The organism is Ruegeria sp. D1(2025), from assembly GCF_056536425.1.
Map to the genome: position 1 here is coordinate 182,824 of NZ_JBQFPO010000001.1, position 15,389 is coordinate 198,212.

Here is a 15,389-nt window from a genome sequence, read left to right on the forward strand (position 1 = left end):
GGTTTTGTTTCACGAAAGGTTCGGACGTGACCCCGTTTGTCATCGCCATCACTTTGGCGGCTGCAATGCTGCATGCAGTTTGGAACGCGATAGTCAAATCTGCGGCCGACCGAACCACGACGATGGGCTTGGTGGCTCTTGGGCAGGCTATTCCCGGGGCGATCATGGTTGTCGTGCTGCCCATGCCCAGTGCCGAGAGCTTCCCCTACATCCTGATCTCGACCTTCGTGCATTTTGGGTACTATTTCATGCTGGGCAAGGCGTATCAGCATGGTGACCTGAGCGTCGTCTATCCCATCGCCCGCGGGATCGTACCGGCGCTGGTGTCCCTCTGGGCGATGCTGTTGGTGGGCGAAATGCTGCCCCTGCAGGCTTGGGCCGGGATTGCTTTGATCGCGGTTGGTATCCAGCTCAGCAACTGGAGGGCATTACGTTCGGGGCTCGGGCGCTCGACCCTGTTGTTCGCGATAGGCACAGGGGTGTGTATCTCGATCTATTCGGTGTTCGACGGGATCGGGGTGCGCTTGTCGGGAAACACGCTCAGCTACTGGGCCTGGGGGGCTTTTCTGCACCTTTTTATTGCCGGATTCGTCGGCATCCGCAGGCGAAAGAAACTGGCGGATTATCCCTTGGATGTGTGGGTTGTTGGCCTGTTGGGCGGCCTGGTGTCGATGGCGGCCTATGGGTTGGTGCTTTACGCCAAGAACTTTGCCCCACTGGGCGCGGTTTCGGCGCTGCGCGAAACCTCGGTCATCTTCGCGGCGCTGATCGGGTTCATTTTCCTGAAAGAAGGCAACTGGATGCGGCGGCTTGGGGCCGCGGTCCTGATGGCCGTGGGCGTGGCGCTGATCGGGCTGGCCGTTTAATCCCCGCAAGACCATCTTGCTGAGTGCGCCCCCGATCTCTCATATTGGTTTTGAGTGATGAGGGAGCGTTTTCATGACCAAAGAGATTGTTCTGATCCACGGGGCCTTTGCCGGGCCGTGGTGCATGCAGGATTACGCGGGTTTCTTCCGCGACAGGGGTTGGACCGTGCACACCCCCGCATTGCGGCATCATGGCGGAGATCCGAAAGCCGAGCCTGATCCGGGCCTGACCGATACCAGCGTGATGGATTATGCGGACGACATCGCGGAATTTGTGAAAGGACTGGACAGCAAGCCGGTTCTCCTTGGCCATGCGATCGCGGGCGTGGTGGCCCAGCAGGTGGCCTCGCGCGGGTTGGCCAGCGCCATCGTGCTGATCAACCCGAATGCAGCGTGGGGCACCTTGCCCGAAACCGACGACGAACGGGCCATCCCCCGCGCGCTGATGGAGGGCGGGGCGTTCTGGAAGCAACCCATGCGGGTTGAATTCGACCTGATGGCGCCCTTCGCGCTGAACAAGATGCCCGAGGCACAACAACATGCGGTGTTTGACCAGTTGGGCGCCGAAAGCGGCCGGGTGATGTTCGAGATGTTCTTCTGGATGTTCGACGACCACCACGCGATGAAGGTCGACATCGACAAGGTCGACTGCCCGGTGCTGATCGTTTCAGGCACAGAGGATCGGGCGGTAAACCCTGACACCTGCCGCGCTTTGGCCGAACTGTACGGAGACCGCGCGACCTTTATGCCCGTAATGGATCACGCGCATTTCCTGTTCATGGAACCCGGCTGGGAAAAACCCGCTGGGCAGATTGCCGATTGGTTGGATGGAAAGGTGGGCTAGCAGGCCCGCCATTGCATCACCGGCTGGTCTGAAAGCTGCTTTGTGGCCGCCAGCTCATCGTGCCATCATCCCGTTTGACACAGCGGAGCAGATGTTCCTCTCGCGATGTTGAGGTAGTGGTGACGGTGTTGTCGCCCGAGATCACGACGAAGGAATCCAGTGAATAGGCCATGCCCTGATAGTAGCAGAACCGTAACTCTGCCCCGACCGGAATCGGTGACGCGGTGAGCAGAGCCTGCTGCGCGTTTGCCTGGCTGGCCAGCATGGCTAAAGCTAGCCCGAGGGTTAGTGTTTTCATATCGTCCTCCCGTTCGAATATCTGTTGGTCTTATTCGGTCTTGGACGCTCGGAACCTCAAATGTCGTTCTTGGATGACGGATTGAGGGTAAGTGTGAACGGGATCAACGGGTTAGGCAAGGGGGGGTGTTTGAGCGTTGCGAACCGATAAACACGTTTCCTTGTTAAATCTTTTTTGGAGGTGAGGTGTAGTGTTGAATTTCGCGAATACGCTTAATCATTGTTGAGATTTCTTCCTGCGCAACTGAGACATCTAGTTCGCCGTGAATTAGTTTATTTCGCTTTTGAGCAAGATTCCTCATTTCTCCGGCCTGACTCGGCGTGAGAATTCCCTCCTCAGATAAAACTGAAATTAATCGATTCGGTGTCTGCGGACGCACAAATCTATTCTGAAAAACACGTCTTGAGGCCGCTTCAAAGGCTGCCCAAGAAGCTAGAAATGCCGCTCGCTTCTGGCCTGAAGTAGAAGCTTGCTCCACTTCGATTAACACGGCGTCAATTTCTTTGTTTAGTTGAACTTTCGGGCCATGTGGAAGGTCAATATTATTTAAGAAGAATACTTGAAATTCATATGGTGTTACTTTTTCAATGTGGTTTTTAAGCTTTTCCAAAGTTGACACAACGGAAGGGCTCCGGCGGCCTTTGACTTCGATTAATGTTATTTTTCCATCTTTCCGGACTACCAAATCCGGAATGTAACTGCCAACAGAGTATTTGCGATTTTCTAGCAGTGTCTCATAACCGTCGGCTTCATAGTCGTTACGGAGTTTTTCGATCGCTGTTTTTTCCTGCTCGCGCGTGTTCATTGTGCGTCTCCTAGCGGATTTTCGTTCAGCCTTACAAAGACGAATGGTGGGTCACCCAAAGAAATAGCGATTGAGATTAATTCAGGAAAATCGCCGGTAGCTGCTTGTAGGGCGTCGAGGTCTTCCGGCAAGAAACGTTGGGCGACAACACGCTTTATTTGGCTATCGTCCTGAATAATCTCGGGGCAAAGTGCGTCCTGTACCAGCTTTACGATGTTGTCCACATCCCCCTGCGTTTCTTCCTCTGGAAAGTCATAAATTGTAATCGAGAGCTTTTCTTCTGAAGCCCATTTATGAGCTGGCACAACAAGTCTCGCACCTTCCAGAACTTTTTCTTTCCATTCTTCCTTTGACTTGGTGTTTTTGCTTTGAAAAGAAACTGGGGTTCCTGAAATAGTGAATTCAATTGGAAACGAGATAAGGACATCTTCGTCGTCACCATCGACGTCAAACATCCAACTCCTCCACAAACCGCGCGTTCTCCTGAATGTACTGGAACCGCAGTTCGGGTTTTTTGCCCATCAGACGCTCGACCAGGTCGCCGGTTTCGCCGGGTTCGTCCTCGTCAATGGTGACCCGGATCAATTTGCGGGACGCGGGGTCCATCGTGGTTTCTTTCAGGTCCTTGGCGTCCATTTCGCCCAGACCCTTGAAGCGGGACACGTCGATCTTGCCTTTGCCGCCCAGACCTTTGTCAAGCCACTCATCCCGCTCGGCCTCGTCCAGGCAGTAGACGCGCTTGGCCCCTTGCGTCAGACGATACAAAGGCGGGCAGGCGAGGTACAAGTGGCCCGCGTCGATCATCGGGCGCATCTGGGTGAAGAAGAATGTCATCAGCAGCGAAGCGATATGCGCCCCGTCCACATCCGCGTCGGTCATGATGATGACCTTGTCATAGCGCAGGTCATCGACATTGAACCTGGTGCCAAGGCCGACACCCAGCGCCTGCGTCAGGTCATTGATTTCGGCATTGGTACCCAGTTTCGAACTGGCGGCGCCCAGCACGTTCAGGATCTTGCCGCGCAGGGGCAGCAGGGCCTGTGTTTTGCGGTCCCGGCCCATCTTGGCCGAGCCGCCCGCCGAGTCGCCTTCGACGATGAATAATTCCGTGCCGTCGCGTGTTGAACTGGAACAGTCCACCAACTTGCCGGGAAGACGAAGTTTCTTAGTGGCGGACTTGCGTTGTGTTTCCTTCTCGGCCCGTCGGCGCAGGCGTTCTTCGGCCCTCAGGATGAGGAAGTCGAGGATCGCCCCGGCGGATTTCGTATCAGCGGCCAGCCAGTTGTCGAAATGGTCGCGGACCGAGTTTTCGACCAGCCGTTGTGCCTCGACCGTGGCCAGCCGGTCCTTGGTCTGGCCGACGAATTCCGGCTCACTGATGAAGCAGGATACCAGCGCGCAGCCGCCGGTGATCAGATCGTCACGGGTGATCTGACCGGCCTTTTTGTTATTGATCAGTTCTCCGTACGCTTTGATCCCCTTGAGGACTGCGGCCCAGAACCCCGCCACATGGGTGCCGCCTTCGGGCGTGGGAACGGTGTTACAGTAGGATTGGATGAAACCGTCGCGCGAGGGCGTCCAGTTGATCGCCCATTCGACCTTGCCGGGGGCGCCGAATTTCTCGTTAAAGTCAACGGTGCCGGCAAAGGGCTGCTCGGCATAGGTGGACGAACCGTTCATCGTCTCTTTCAGATAGTCCGACAGACCGCCGGGAAAGTGAAAGCTGGCCTCGGTCGGGGTTTCACCATCGTCAATGGCGGATTTCCAGCGGATTTCGACGCCCGAGAACAGGTAGGCTTTGGATCGGATCGACTTGAACAGCCGCGCCGGTTTGAACCGGTGATGGCCGAATATTTCCTCATCCGCGTGGAAGGTTACGGTGGTGCCGCGCCGGTTGGGGGCCGCACCGATTTTCTCGACAGGGCCCAGCGGGATACCGCGCGAGAACCGCTGTTCGAACAGCGTCTTGTCGCGCGCCACCTGCACGACCATCGAATCCGACAAAGCGTTGACAACGGACGCACCCACGCCGTGCAGACCGCCCGAAGTCTGGTAGGCCTTGCCCGAGAATTTACCGCCAGCGTGCAAGGTGCAAAGAATGACCTCCAGCGCCGATTTATCCGGGAACTTTGGGTGCGGATCGATCGGTATACCGCGCCCATTGTCGCGCACCGTCAAAGCGTAATCCGAGTGCAGCTCGACCTCGATCCGGTTCGCATGTCCGGCCACGGCCTCGTCCATCGAGTTGTCGAGGATTTCGGCAACCATGTGGTGCAAAGCGCGTTCGTCCGTGCCGCCGATATACATGCCGGGGCGTTTGCGGACCGGTTCCAGCCCTTCAAGCACCTCAATCGAGGAGGCGTCATAGGCGGCGGTGGCGCTGGGCGTCAACAGATCGTCGGGCATGGGTGCTGCTCTTGTTTTTGGGTTTGCCCCATTATGGCAGGTGATGTGTGCGGGGGGAAGAGGGGCGCGAGGTGTTGTGGATAGATGCGCTGGCGGCTGAGTTTTCGCCTGATCGACGGTAATTTGCTAGTCTGGGTTCGAGCAACGGCCTTATTGCAAAGGAGTGGGTTGATGAACACGAGCGCGTCCGGTTTTGTTGGAGAGATTCCTGAGCATTACGACAAGGGGCTAGGGCCCAATATTTTTGTCGACTATGCAGACCGGCTTGTCGACGAATGCTGTGCAGAGGCCGTGGCAAATGTAATCGAACTGGCGGCTGGCACCGGAATTGTCAGTGGCAAGCTGCGCGACAGATTACCGAAGGACGCCAGTTTGCTGGTGACGGATCTGAACGGGCCGATGCTGGAGGTGGCAAAAAAGAAATTCGAAGAGGGCGATAATCTCCGGTTCTCAGTCGCGGATGCAATGGATCTACCTTTTGAGGAAGCCCGTTTCGATCTTATGGTTTGCCAGTTTGGAGTGATGTTCTTTCCCGACAAAGTTGCCTCGTTCCGCGAGGCAGCCCGAGTTATCAAACCTGGCGGCCGTTACGTTTTCAACGTGTGGAGCGCAATGTCCGAGAACCCGTTTTCGCAGATGGCTCACGAAGTGGCCCGACAGTTTTTTCCGGATGATCCGCCCGGGTTTTATAAGGTTCCCTTTCACTACGGTGATCCACAGTTGGTCAAGGCGGACCTTGCCGAGGCAGGATGGGGTGACATCAGGTACGAGACCATTCGACTGAGCAAACGCATTGAGGCGCCCGAGACATTTGCGAAAGCTTTGGTTTTCGGAAATCCATTGATTGATGAAATCAGATCCCGAGGCGGAGTTTCTTCGGATGACGTTGCCAGGGAAATGGCGTCTGCTCTGCACCGCACTTTTGGCCCAAGCGAAATGACGATGCCGTTGTCGGCTACGACTTTTGTTTGCCGCAAGATCCAAGCGTGACAGATCCGGGCTTTTCTTAGTCTGCTGTTTTCAGGACTTTTGTTCCGCCTTTTCCTTTGGCATCAATATCCCGACAAAGCGCTGAGGGTTCACGGCCAAGGGCGTTTGGCCCATAGAGAGGATTGCGAATGAGCTGGATCAAAACCATTCCGTTTGACGAGGCGAAAGGTAAGTTGCGAAAGCTGTATGAGCGAGTGACCGGCCCGGACAACAACGTGGACAACATCATGATGGCGCACAGCCTGCGCCCGCATTCGATGGAAGGCCACATGGCGATCTACAAGAACGTGCTGCACCATTCAGGCAACCAGATTCCTAAATGGTTCCTTGAGGTTCTTGGTGTCTGGGTCAGCTCGCTGAATCGGTGCGGCTATTGTGTGGAACATCACTTCAACGGGTTGCAGCGGTTGCTGGGTGATATTGTGCGAGGTGATGCCATACGCGCAGCGATTGAGGCGCGACAGCCGGAAACGGCGCCGCTGGATGCAGCACAGGTGGCAGCGATGGGATATGCCCGCAAGCTGACCGAAGCGCCGGCGGAACTGACCGAGGCCGATGTGATCGTTTTGCGAGATGCGGGGTGGGACGACGGAGAGATCCTCGAGATCAATCAGGTCTGTTCCTATTTTTCCTATGCCAACCGGACAGTTTTGGGATTGGGGTGTTCGACCAAGGGGGATGTTTTGGGACTGTCGCCAAACAACTCCGACAATCCCGACGATTGGGGCCATCGGTAAGGGCGCAAGCGGGCGTGGGCAGGCTGTTGCGCCTGTCAGAGTTTGATGCCGATCAAAGCGAATTTTTCGAGTTTCTGCTAGGCGTTCCGGGAAACATTGAAACCCAGGAGCATATGCATGGTGGCAATCGTCCAGACCGACTTGAAACCCACTCAGATCAATACTGTACAGGCTGAAGTTCAGGATGCCGCGCAGCCATGCGCCGAGAAAATCCGGCACGCTTTCGAGAGCGGCAAGTACCCTTACGGCCACAAGATGGCGCGCAAAACCTACGAGGCGGAAAAGGCGAAGCTTCAGGCTGAATTGCTCAAGGTGCAGCTTTGGGCGCAGGAGACGGGCCAGCGGTTTGTTCTGCTGTTTGAAGGGCGCGACGCGGCGGGCAAAGGCGGCACGATCAAGCGGTTCATGGAGCATCTGAACCCCCGTCAGGCCCGCGTGGTGGCCCTGAACAAGCCGACGTGGGAAGAGAAGGGGCAGTGGTACTATCAGCGCTATGTGCAGGAGCTGCCGACGGTCGGTGAAATGGTGTTCTACGACCGGTCCTGGTACAACCGGGCAGGTGTCGAGCGCGTGATGGGGTTCTGTTCGCCAAACGAATACCTTGAGTTCATGCGGCAGACGCCCGAACTGGAACGGATGCTGGTGCGATCAGGTATCCAGCTATACAAGTACTGGTTCTCGGTTACGCAGCCCGAACAGCAGCGGCGGTTCAAGAGCCGCGAAACTGATCCGCTGAAGCAGTGGAAGCTGTCGCCAATCGACAAGGCCAGTCTGGACAAATGGGATGATTATACCGAGGCGAAGGAGGCGATGTTCTTTTACACCGACACTGCCGATGCGCCCTGGACCATCGTCAAATCGAATGACAAGAAACGCGCGCGGCTGAACTGTATGCGGCATTTCTTGTCGACGCTGGATTACCCGGACAAGGATCACGAATTGGTTGACGAGCCTGATCCCCTGATCGTCGGGCAGGCGCATCACGTCATACATCGTTCGGATCACGTGCTGGGTACGTCGCTACATCCCGAAGCGCGTTTATGAACAATCTGGCCTTTGGGGAATTCGGAGTCTCAGTTTGAAAATTCGCTGATCGGCTCTTGTCCCTGACGATGGCCGGGCCTATGGCTGTTGCGATGAGCAAAGTCATGTCATATCCCGGCCATTTTCGCGCGATTGCCGTTCTGGGCCTGCCCCTGATCGGCGGGCATCTTGCGCAGTATGCGATCGGCCTGACCGATACCATCATGCTGGGATGGTACGGGGTCGAAGCGCTGGCGGCGGTGACGTTGGCCAGCAGCTACTACTTTGTTCTGTTCCTGTTCGGCGCAGGGTTCGGCTTGGCGGTCATGCCCATGGTCGCAACGGCCGCGGCGGAGGAGAACGAAACCAGCATCCGAAGATCAACCCGCATGGGGTTGTGGCTGTCGCTGATTTACTCGGCCCTGATCATGCCGCTGCTTTGGTGGTCCTATCCCATACTGATCGCCCTGAAGCAGGAGCCGGAGGTTGCTCAAACAGCCTCGGAGTACTTGCGTGTCGCAGGGTGGGGGATCATCCCGGCGCTATTGGTCATGGTGCTGAAGTCTTATCTGGCTGCGTTGGAGCGTACACAGATCGTCTTGTGGATTACCGTTGCCGCTGCCCTGGTGAACGCGGTGACGAACTACGCGCTGATCTTTGGCAATTGGGGGGCTCCGGAACTTGGTGTCATGGGGGCCGCCATCGCATCGGTTGTGACGCAGATCGTTTCGTTGATTTGCGTCATCTACTATGCGGTACGCGTTTTGCCTGAACACAGCCTGTTTCAGCGTTTCTGGCGGCCGGATTGGGAAATGTTCCACAGTGTTCTGCGGTTGGGCGTTCCTATCGGCCTGACCATGCTGGCCGAGGTTTCCCTGTTTGCCACTTCGGCCCTGATGATGGGATGGATCGGGCAGGTTCCGCTGGCCGCGCACGGTATTGCGCTGAACCTCGCCTCGGCAACGTTCATGGTTCATTTGGGCCTTTCAAACGCCGCCACCATAAGGGCAGGCAACGCGCTGGGCCGGAAGGATCGAGCGCACCTGGAAAAAGGCGCGATTGCCGTAACCGGGATGTCGCTGGTTGTGTCAGTGCTGACGATCATCCTGTTTCTGACCTGCGCCGAACCGTTGATTTCGCTGTTCATGGAAGCGGACAACCCCGAGCGTCCGCAGATTCTGGCGATCGGCACCGGGCTTCTGGCCATGGCGGCCCTGTTCCAGCTGGTTGATGGCGCTCAGGTCATCGCGCTGGGCCTGTTGCGCGGTGTGCAGGACGCCAAGATCCCCATGGTGATGGCCGCGCTCAGCTATTGGGTGATCGGCATTCCAGCCTCTTACTACTTTGGCTTCATGCGGGGTATAGAGGGTATCGGAGTTTGGCTTGGCCTTGTCATTGGGCTGGCCTGCGCTGCGGTGATGCTGATGGCCCGTTTCTGGCTCAGGTCCGTGCGTGAGGTCGGGTTGCCTGTCGAAAGACCGGCGGCCTGATCAGTTTTTGTTCAGGCGATCGGCCTTCTTCCTTACAAGCACAGTCCGCAGGTCGTGCATCGCCATCAGCAACCGATCGCTGACATCTTCAAGCTGTTCTTCCGTGGCCTTGGACTGGGCCCACTGTGTCGTCAGGTTCAGGTAGTCGACCGCGCGGTGAATGTCGTCAATGCCACGTTCCGCCAACAGGGCTTTACGTTCTGTCATCCAGCGTTGGATTTCGGCCTTGTCAGCATCGGAAAGCGTGTGCTGTCCATGCGGTCTGACGTCGTCATTGCGGATGTTGATAACGGCGATCTGATCCATTTCGATCCGGCGATGTCGATTTGCCGTATCAATTTTGAACACAACCGCTCCGTTTTCGCGGACGCGGAAATAGTATTCCGGCAGGTCTGTCGACAAGATTTTTCTCCGATCAGGTAAGTGCGGCGCAAAACCGTTGAATGCGGGTACATGCCTCTTTCAGGGCCGCGTCCGAAGTCGCGTAGCTGATCCGGAAATTCGGCGACAGCCCAAAGGCCGCACCAAAGACAACAGCGACGTCCGCTTCCTCCAGCAATGCGGTGGCAAAGGTTTCGTCACTGTCAATCAGGGTACCTGCAGGGCTGGTCTTTCCGATCAGACCTGCGATGGACGGGTACACATAGAACGCGCCTTCGGGCGTGGGGCAGGAAATGCCGTCGATTTCATTCAGCATCTCGACGACCAGATCGCGGCGTCGTTTGAAGGTCTCATTGTTGGGGGCCAGAAACGCCTGGGTGCCGTTCAGTGCCTCAACCGCGGCCCATTGGCTGACCGAACACGGGTTCGAGGTGGATTGCGACTGGATTTTGCGCATGGCCGCAATGATCTCGACCGGGCCCGCGGCGTAACCGATCCGCCAGCCGGTCATGGCATAGGCTTTGGATACGCCGTTGCAGGTGAGCGTACGGTCATACAGTCCCGGCTCAACCTCAGCAGGGGTGCAGAACTCGAACCCGTCATAAGCCAGGTGCTCATACATATCGTCGGACATGATCCAGACATGCGGGTGGCGCATCAGCACATCGGTCAACGCCTTCAGTTCTTCCCGGCTATATCCGGCCCCGGTTGGGTTCGATGGAGAGTTGAAGATGAACCACTTTGTCTTCGGCGTGATCGCGGCCTCAAGCTGTTCGGCGGTCAGCTTGAAATTGTTTTCGAGTTTGGCTTCGACCACAACCGGCGTGCCCCCGGCCAAAAGCACCATGTCCGGGTAGCTGACCCAGTATGGTGCGGGGATGACAACTTCGTCGCCCGGATTCATCGTCGCCATCAGCGCGTTGTACAGCGTCTGCTTGCCGCCCGTTCCGACCGAAATCTGGGCCGGCGTGTAATCCAGCCCGTGATCGCGCTTCATCTTGGCGCAGGCCGCCTGCTTGAGTTCGGGGATACCGTCGGGGGCGGTATACTTGGTCTTGCCGGCGGCAATGGCAGCGACCGCCGCGTCCTTGATGTTCTGCGGGGTGTCGAAATCCGGTTCGCCCGCGCTGAGGCCAATGACGTTGCGTCCGGCGGCCTTCATTTCAGCCGCCTTTGCCGTCATCGCGATTGTGGGCGAAGGTTTTACGCGTGACAGTGTCGCAGACAGGAAACTCATGAGCGGCCTCGGTTTGTATGTTTTGTCTGTCTGTCATAGGGTGCGCCCGAATGACGATCAAGCGCTATGAAAAATAGATTTGGAGCCCCAGATGACTGAAGAATACGACTGGTTCGGACCGGATGCAGCAACGTTTGGGGATCGTCTGGCAGGCGCGCGAGAAGCGGCCGGGATGTCACAGTCTGAGATGGCCCGCAGGCTGGGTGTAAAAAAGGCGACCATTGTCGCGTGGGAGAACGATCTGTCCGAGCCGCGCGCGAACCGTCTGTCGATTATGGCGGGCATGGTGAATGTCTCGATCATGTGGTTGCTGACCGGAGAAGGTGAGGGGATGGGCGCTCCCTTGGAGGAGGATGCCGAAAGCCTGGAGTTGGCAGGCGTCGCCGCCGAGTTGCGCGCAATTCGCGGCGAAATGCGCGCCAGCGCCGAACGCGCGGCGCGTCTTGAGAAAAAGATCCGCCTGATGTTGGAGCCTCAACAGTGACGGAAACACGCGATGTTCGGATCAAGCGTATGAAAATGCGCTCGATGCGGCGGGGGATCAAAGAGATGGATCTGATCCTGTCGGCCTATGCCGACCGCAATCTTGCGGGCATGGATACGGTCGGTCTGGATGCCTACGATGCGCTGCTGCACGAAAACGATCAGGACCTTTATCAATGGGTGACTGGGCAGGCCAGGCCTCCTGAAAACTTTGCGGACCTGATCGCGGATATCGCGCAGACCTTTCAAAAGTAACGGAAAATCCCGCTTAACCGATTTTTCGGGAATTCGGTTCATCGTGTCAGAAACTGCGCGACTGAATCGGAGGGTCGGATGAGTATGGAATTGCAGGTTTCCGCGCCGGGAACCAAAGGGTTCATGACCAGCTATCTTGAGGCGCTGGCCCTTGTCGAACGGCTGCACCGGTTGCTGCTGGATGTCATCAAGGACGAATTCGAACGTGTCGGTGTGCTGGAAATCAATGCGGTGCAGGCGCTTCTTCTGTTCAATATCGGCGATCACGAGGTGACGGCGGGCGAATTGAAAAGCCGGGGTTACTATCAGGGCAGCAATGTCAGCTACAACCTCAAGAAACTGGTCGAAATGGGTTACATGCATCACCAGAGATGCGAGATTGACCGGCGGTCCGTCCGGGTGCGCCTGACCCCACGCGGCCGAGAGATTCGCGACATCGTGGCCGAGCTGTTCTCGCGCCATGCCGAAGGCCTGCAGAGCCGTGGTGTTCTGGAATTTGACGGGATCGAACATATCACCACGTCTTTGCGCCGGGTCGAGCGATACTGGACCGATCAGATCCGCTATATTTACTAAGCATTCGGGCACGTCGCTCGGCAAAAGGTGAACGTCAGGTATCGGTGTGAAATCCAAGCTCTGCGGGTGCTGACCGGAACGTCGTATTCGCGGCAAATAGCGACTGAAGGTCGAGGGCCGGACAACTTCGAGCTCTCTCAACAAAAAGCCCAGTACGCTAACTGGGCATCTTCCTTCCGTGGTTTGATCGCCGGCTTTCGGGCAAAGTTTGGGTAAAAATCTTGAGCGTGACGGGTACCGGATCACATCGCGTTCAAGTCGCTGTTCGCTCTCACCGAATATGCTACACCGTGGCACGCTCGAATCAGAAACCCCAGTGCTCCGGAACCGGCAAGACAGGCTGGCCAAATCTCGGGGCGCTTTGCTTGCACGAACACGGAGCCAGCGCTTTGACGAAAAACGCACAGAAAGCAGCGCGTCTGAGCGTGGCCCCCATGATGGACTGGTGGGAATTAAGTTTATAATCAATATCGTAATGAAAGGCGTGGGCACTTTGTGTGCAATTTTTCATAGTCGCACGCTCGACTTCTAAATTAAGGGTATTCAGAAAATATAGTGCGGCAATAGGCGGAAACTGTAACCGCCTATTACCATCAATTTGCTTACTCTTGCTTCGGTGCAAACTTAGTGGTGACGACCGCCCCAATGTACTTTGGGAGTTTCCTCACAATTACCCAGCAAACAGCCAGAGCAATCATTACTGCGATTAAACCATTTGCAGACAGCGGACCAATCTGAATCGATTGGTTAGTCATGAAATCAAGCAGGGAAGCCATTTCGTTTTCCTTGTTCTGTTGCAGGTGGCTGCGCAGCCTTAGGAAACACATAAATCGGCATCGTCTTCATTGCACGAAGAAGATAAATAGGCAATAGGATAATGCTAGAAGCTGGTGCAAGGATGCCAGCATTTCGTTGGCGTGACATTTCAGCAACATCGGGGCCCTCTGCATAGAATGATTTCATTCAATGTGCTGAAAGTGAAACGTGAATAAACGGCAATGACATGGTTAAAATAAAGCACTGCGTTAGTTGGGCGGTTTTTCAATTCTAAAGTTCGGATGTTCTTTGTGGCTAGGCGCAAAGAGCGTGCGTCAGTTAAGTATCGCAAGTTCTGGCGACATGGCTCAAATCCCACATGCGGCGAGACATTGTGAATTTCGGTCGAGGATTTCGTTGTGTCGGCAATTGCGGGCATAACCGATGCGGTAAGAGACGTGGTGATAAAAATGAAAAACGTGTCAGAATGATGAACCCAGTCGCCCGGCCAGATAATTTAGTTATGGAAGAAATTGTCCACCCCTGGACTACACTGGACTCCTACACTGCAGTTTAGCACAAGCATGGGACGTGTGCTTCGGTATTCCAACAAGGAATTGCATGACTACGCAAAGTAGCATCGTTATCGCTGAAAAACTTCACCTTTGCAGGTCTCAACTCTGATATTTCCGTGCATTTGGTTGAGACGGGATTAAGTCACTCAATAATTTGTTGACAGTTCGGCCACCAATGTCGTTGTATCATTCTGATATTATAGGAACTCTACAAGCGCTGCATTGATCCAAGGGTAGTCTCAATGTCGTTTCCAAAAGGAATTTTGCTCACCGCAGTAGTCGTGATTTTGACCGGCTGTGAAAATGCATACAATGCTGTCGGGTATGCGATACCTACTACTGCATCTGTCGAAATATCATCAGTTGATTTAGCTCATTCAACTGATGGATCGTCGGAAGAAGTTAACCAGCGACAAATAGATTTCTCTGCGACTAGAGCCTTTGCTGGCCATAGTGAGTATCCTCCGCCTAATTTCAAAGGATACGGAATTATTGCGTTTCCAGGATCATCCGACGATTCGAGAGCAAAAATGTTTTGCCGGGCATATCTTGATAGCCTAGAGCCTTCCAAAAAGCTGGAGAGGATTGGGGTGAAGAAAGAGGCCCAGATGGTGACGGTATGGCCAATCGATGACATTGTGGTGGGGCAAGTTAAGGGCACTAAGTCGGAGATTTGCACTTGGGCGACAGAAAACTACGATAAAGTCCAGTCTCTAGATGCGATAGCTGATGCGCGACGCGCAAGTCAAAGGGAAATCGGATACTCCCCGTTGCAAGGCCGTGGCCCGTATCTTTTAGCTTGGTCGCCGGGAGGCACCAAAGGAAAAAGCGGATCGTTAGTTTTGGTGTCAAACTTGAGCCAAGTAAACTCCCAAGCACAGGCAAACGCAGAGTTAAGCCGCTGGAGAGACGAAATAGAAACCAAGCCTGAACTATGGGAGAACGGATGGTCGCTTGAAAATGTACGCATTACAATTCAGCGATGGGTGGACCAACGAGGACAGTCGTTACTAAGTCTCATAGGGGTAGAGGAATGAGTTTCCTGAAGACATATGGTGTCGAGGGTGTATTTGGTCTCATTTGCGGTATCTTGTTCGCAGAATGGGTTTCTCCTAGCACTGACGCCGGTTATTTGTTCTGTGTTGTCATAACTGCATTACTTGCGATGGCAATTCTTCATGTCGTAAGAAAGATTTTTTTCAACAATAAATCAAAAAAATGACGCCCTTATACATTGCTAGACTTGCTTACATCCCGCTTTCGCTGGTGACAGCTAACGCACCTGAACAACACGTACCCTAAATATGCCCGACCGAACCAGAATTGAAAGGTCCGGTCGGCCACTGGTGAAAGAAAACTAGTTACCCCCTCGTCCGCAAAAAAAACCCGCGTTCACAGGGGGGACCATGTGAACAAAGCGGGCGTTAGTTTCGGGGTAACTAGATTACGCCTAGGATCACGGGGTGGATCAAAGTTCCCCGCGTCACCTTAATCTGGGATGATAGGCAACGCGGGGATTTAGTCTGGTCATGGGACTGCCCAGACTAAATTGGGTCAAGTGTGTTACGGGTCGTTTCGCTAGTTGGATCAAACCCAGGCACAGCGACCTGGGTCATATTGGTGTCAGGTGACATTCACGGTTAATCGCGCGAACCATGTAGTTTGCT

17 protein-coding genes are annotated in these 15,389 nt (G+C 55.2%); 10 read left to right on the forward strand and 7 right to left on the reverse strand.

Annotation, left to right across the window (positions count from 1 at the left end; genetic code table 11):
- Nucleotides 1–26: 26 nt before the first annotated feature.
- Together ACR1XU_RS00990 and ACR1XU_RS00995 are read left to right on the forward strand one after the other, a co-directional pair.
- On the forward strand, nt 27–866 hold the full coding sequence (locus ACR1XU_RS00990) for a DMT family transporter (RefSeq protein ID WP_170805402.1): 840 nt from the start codon (nt 27–29) through the stop codon (nt 864–866).
- A 73-nt stretch (nt 867–939) separates the two neighbouring features.
- Nucleotides 940–1,710, forward strand: a complete 771-nt coding sequence (locus tag ACR1XU_RS00995) for an alpha/beta hydrolase (protein WP_480906877.1) — start codon at nt 940–942, stop codon at nt 1,708–1,710.
- A gap of 16 nt (nt 1,711–1,726) precedes the next feature.
- Here the strand turns inward: ACR1XU_RS00995 and ACR1XU_RS01000 are convergent, their stop codons facing one another.
- From ACR1XU_RS01000 to parE, 4 genes are all read right to left on the reverse strand, one after another.
- Nucleotides 1,727–2,008, reverse strand: a complete 282-nt coding sequence (locus tag ACR1XU_RS01000; RefSeq protein ID WP_480906874.1) for a hypothetical protein — start codon at nt 2,006–2,008, stop codon at nt 1,727–1,729.
- A gap of 163 nt (nt 2,009–2,171) precedes the next feature.
- Complete coding sequence (locus tag ACR1XU_RS01005) at nt 2,172–2,813, reverse strand: hypothetical protein (protein WP_480906871.1); 642 nt, start codon at nt 2,811–2,813, stop codon at nt 2,172–2,174.
- Nucleotides 2,810–3,268: a RusA family crossover junction endodeoxyribonuclease gene (locus ACR1XU_RS01010; protein WP_480906868.1), complete on the reverse strand. Its 459-nt coding sequence runs from the start codon at nt 3,266–3,268 to the stop codon at nt 2,810–2,812. Before ACR1XU_RS01010 ends, ACR1XU_RS01005 begins: the two co-directional genes overlap by 4 nt.
- Nucleotides 3,261–5,219, reverse strand: a complete 1,959-nt coding sequence (gene parE / locus ACR1XU_RS01015; RefSeq protein WP_480906865.1) for a DNA topoisomerase IV subunit B — start codon at nt 5,217–5,219, stop codon at nt 3,261–3,263. Before parE ends, ACR1XU_RS01010 begins: the two co-directional genes overlap by 8 nt.
- Before the next feature lie 171 nt (nt 5,220–5,390).
- Here parE and ACR1XU_RS01020 point away from each other — a divergent pair, with 171 nt between their 5' ends.
- From ACR1XU_RS01020 to ACR1XU_RS01035, 4 genes are all read left to right on the forward strand, one after another.
- A complete protein-coding gene (locus ACR1XU_RS01020; RefSeq protein ID WP_480811794.1) occupies nt 5,391–6,209 on the forward strand; it encodes a class I SAM-dependent methyltransferase in 819 nt (272 codons plus the stop codon).
- Nucleotides 6,210–6,337: 128 nt separating this feature from the next.
- A complete protein-coding gene (locus ACR1XU_RS01025; RefSeq protein ID WP_480906862.1) occupies nt 6,338–6,946 on the forward strand; it encodes a carboxymuconolactone decarboxylase family protein in 609 nt (202 codons plus the stop codon).
- Between the two features lie 117 nt (nt 6,947–7,063).
- Nucleotides 7,064–7,990, forward strand: a complete 927-nt coding sequence (gene ppk2 / locus ACR1XU_RS01030) for a polyphosphate kinase 2 (RefSeq protein WP_480906859.1) — start codon at nt 7,064–7,066, stop codon at nt 7,988–7,990.
- 104 nt (nt 7,991–8,094) lie between these two features.
- The gene (locus ACR1XU_RS01035; protein WP_480906856.1) at nt 8,095–9,459 is read left to right on the forward strand and encodes an MATE family efflux transporter; all 1,365 of its coding nucleotides are present in this window, start codon (nt 8,095–8,097) and stop codon (nt 9,457–9,459) included.
- Here the strand turns inward: ACR1XU_RS01035 and ACR1XU_RS01040 are convergent, their stop codons facing one another.
- Nucleotides 9,460–9,861: a hypothetical protein gene (locus ACR1XU_RS01040; protein WP_480906853.1), complete on the reverse strand. Its 402-nt coding sequence runs from the start codon at nt 9,859–9,861 to the stop codon at nt 9,460–9,462. It lies immediately after the preceding gene.
- Nucleotides 9,862–9,874: 13 nt separating this feature from the next.
- Nucleotides 9,875–11,077: a pyridoxal phosphate-dependent aminotransferase gene (locus tag ACR1XU_RS01045; RefSeq protein ID WP_480906850.1), complete on the reverse strand. Its 1,203-nt coding sequence runs from the start codon at nt 11,075–11,077 to the stop codon at nt 9,875–9,877.
- A gap of 91 nt (nt 11,078–11,168) precedes the next feature.
- Here ACR1XU_RS01045 and ACR1XU_RS01050 point away from each other — a divergent pair, with 91 nt between their 5' ends.
- The 3 genes from ACR1XU_RS01050 (at nt 11,169) to ACR1XU_RS01060 (ending at nt 12,391) form a co-directional block, all read left to right on the forward strand.
- The gene (locus ACR1XU_RS01050; RefSeq protein WP_170610125.1) at nt 11,169–11,561 is read left to right on the forward strand and encodes a helix-turn-helix domain-containing protein; all 393 of its coding nucleotides are present in this window, start codon (nt 11,169–11,171) and stop codon (nt 11,559–11,561) included.
- Nucleotides 11,558–11,815, forward strand: a complete 258-nt coding sequence (locus ACR1XU_RS01055; protein ID WP_480490192.1) for a succinate dehydrogenase assembly factor 2 — start codon at nt 11,558–11,560, stop codon at nt 11,813–11,815. Before ACR1XU_RS01050 ends, ACR1XU_RS01055 begins: the two co-directional genes overlap by 4 nt.
- Nucleotides 11,816–11,893: 78 nt before the next feature.
- Nucleotides 11,894–12,391 (forward strand): winged helix DNA-binding protein, encoded by a 498-nt coding sequence (locus ACR1XU_RS01060; RefSeq protein ID WP_170805411.1) that lies wholly within the window; start codon nt 11,894–11,896, stop codon nt 12,389–12,391.
- A 759-nt stretch (nt 12,392–13,150) separates the two neighbouring features.
- Here ACR1XU_RS01060 and ACR1XU_RS01065 read toward each other — a convergent pair.
- Nucleotides 13,151–13,354: a hypothetical protein gene (locus tag ACR1XU_RS01065; protein ID WP_480906848.1), complete on the reverse strand. Its 204-nt coding sequence runs from the start codon at nt 13,352–13,354 to the stop codon at nt 13,151–13,153.
- A 610-nt stretch (nt 13,355–13,964) separates the two neighbouring features.
- Here ACR1XU_RS01065 and ACR1XU_RS01070 point away from each other — a divergent pair.
- Entirely contained in the window at nt 13,965–14,759 is a 795-nt protein-coding gene (locus ACR1XU_RS01070; RefSeq protein ID WP_480906845.1) for a hypothetical protein, read from the forward strand.
- The last annotated feature ends 630 nt before the right edge of the window (nt 14,760–15,389 follow it).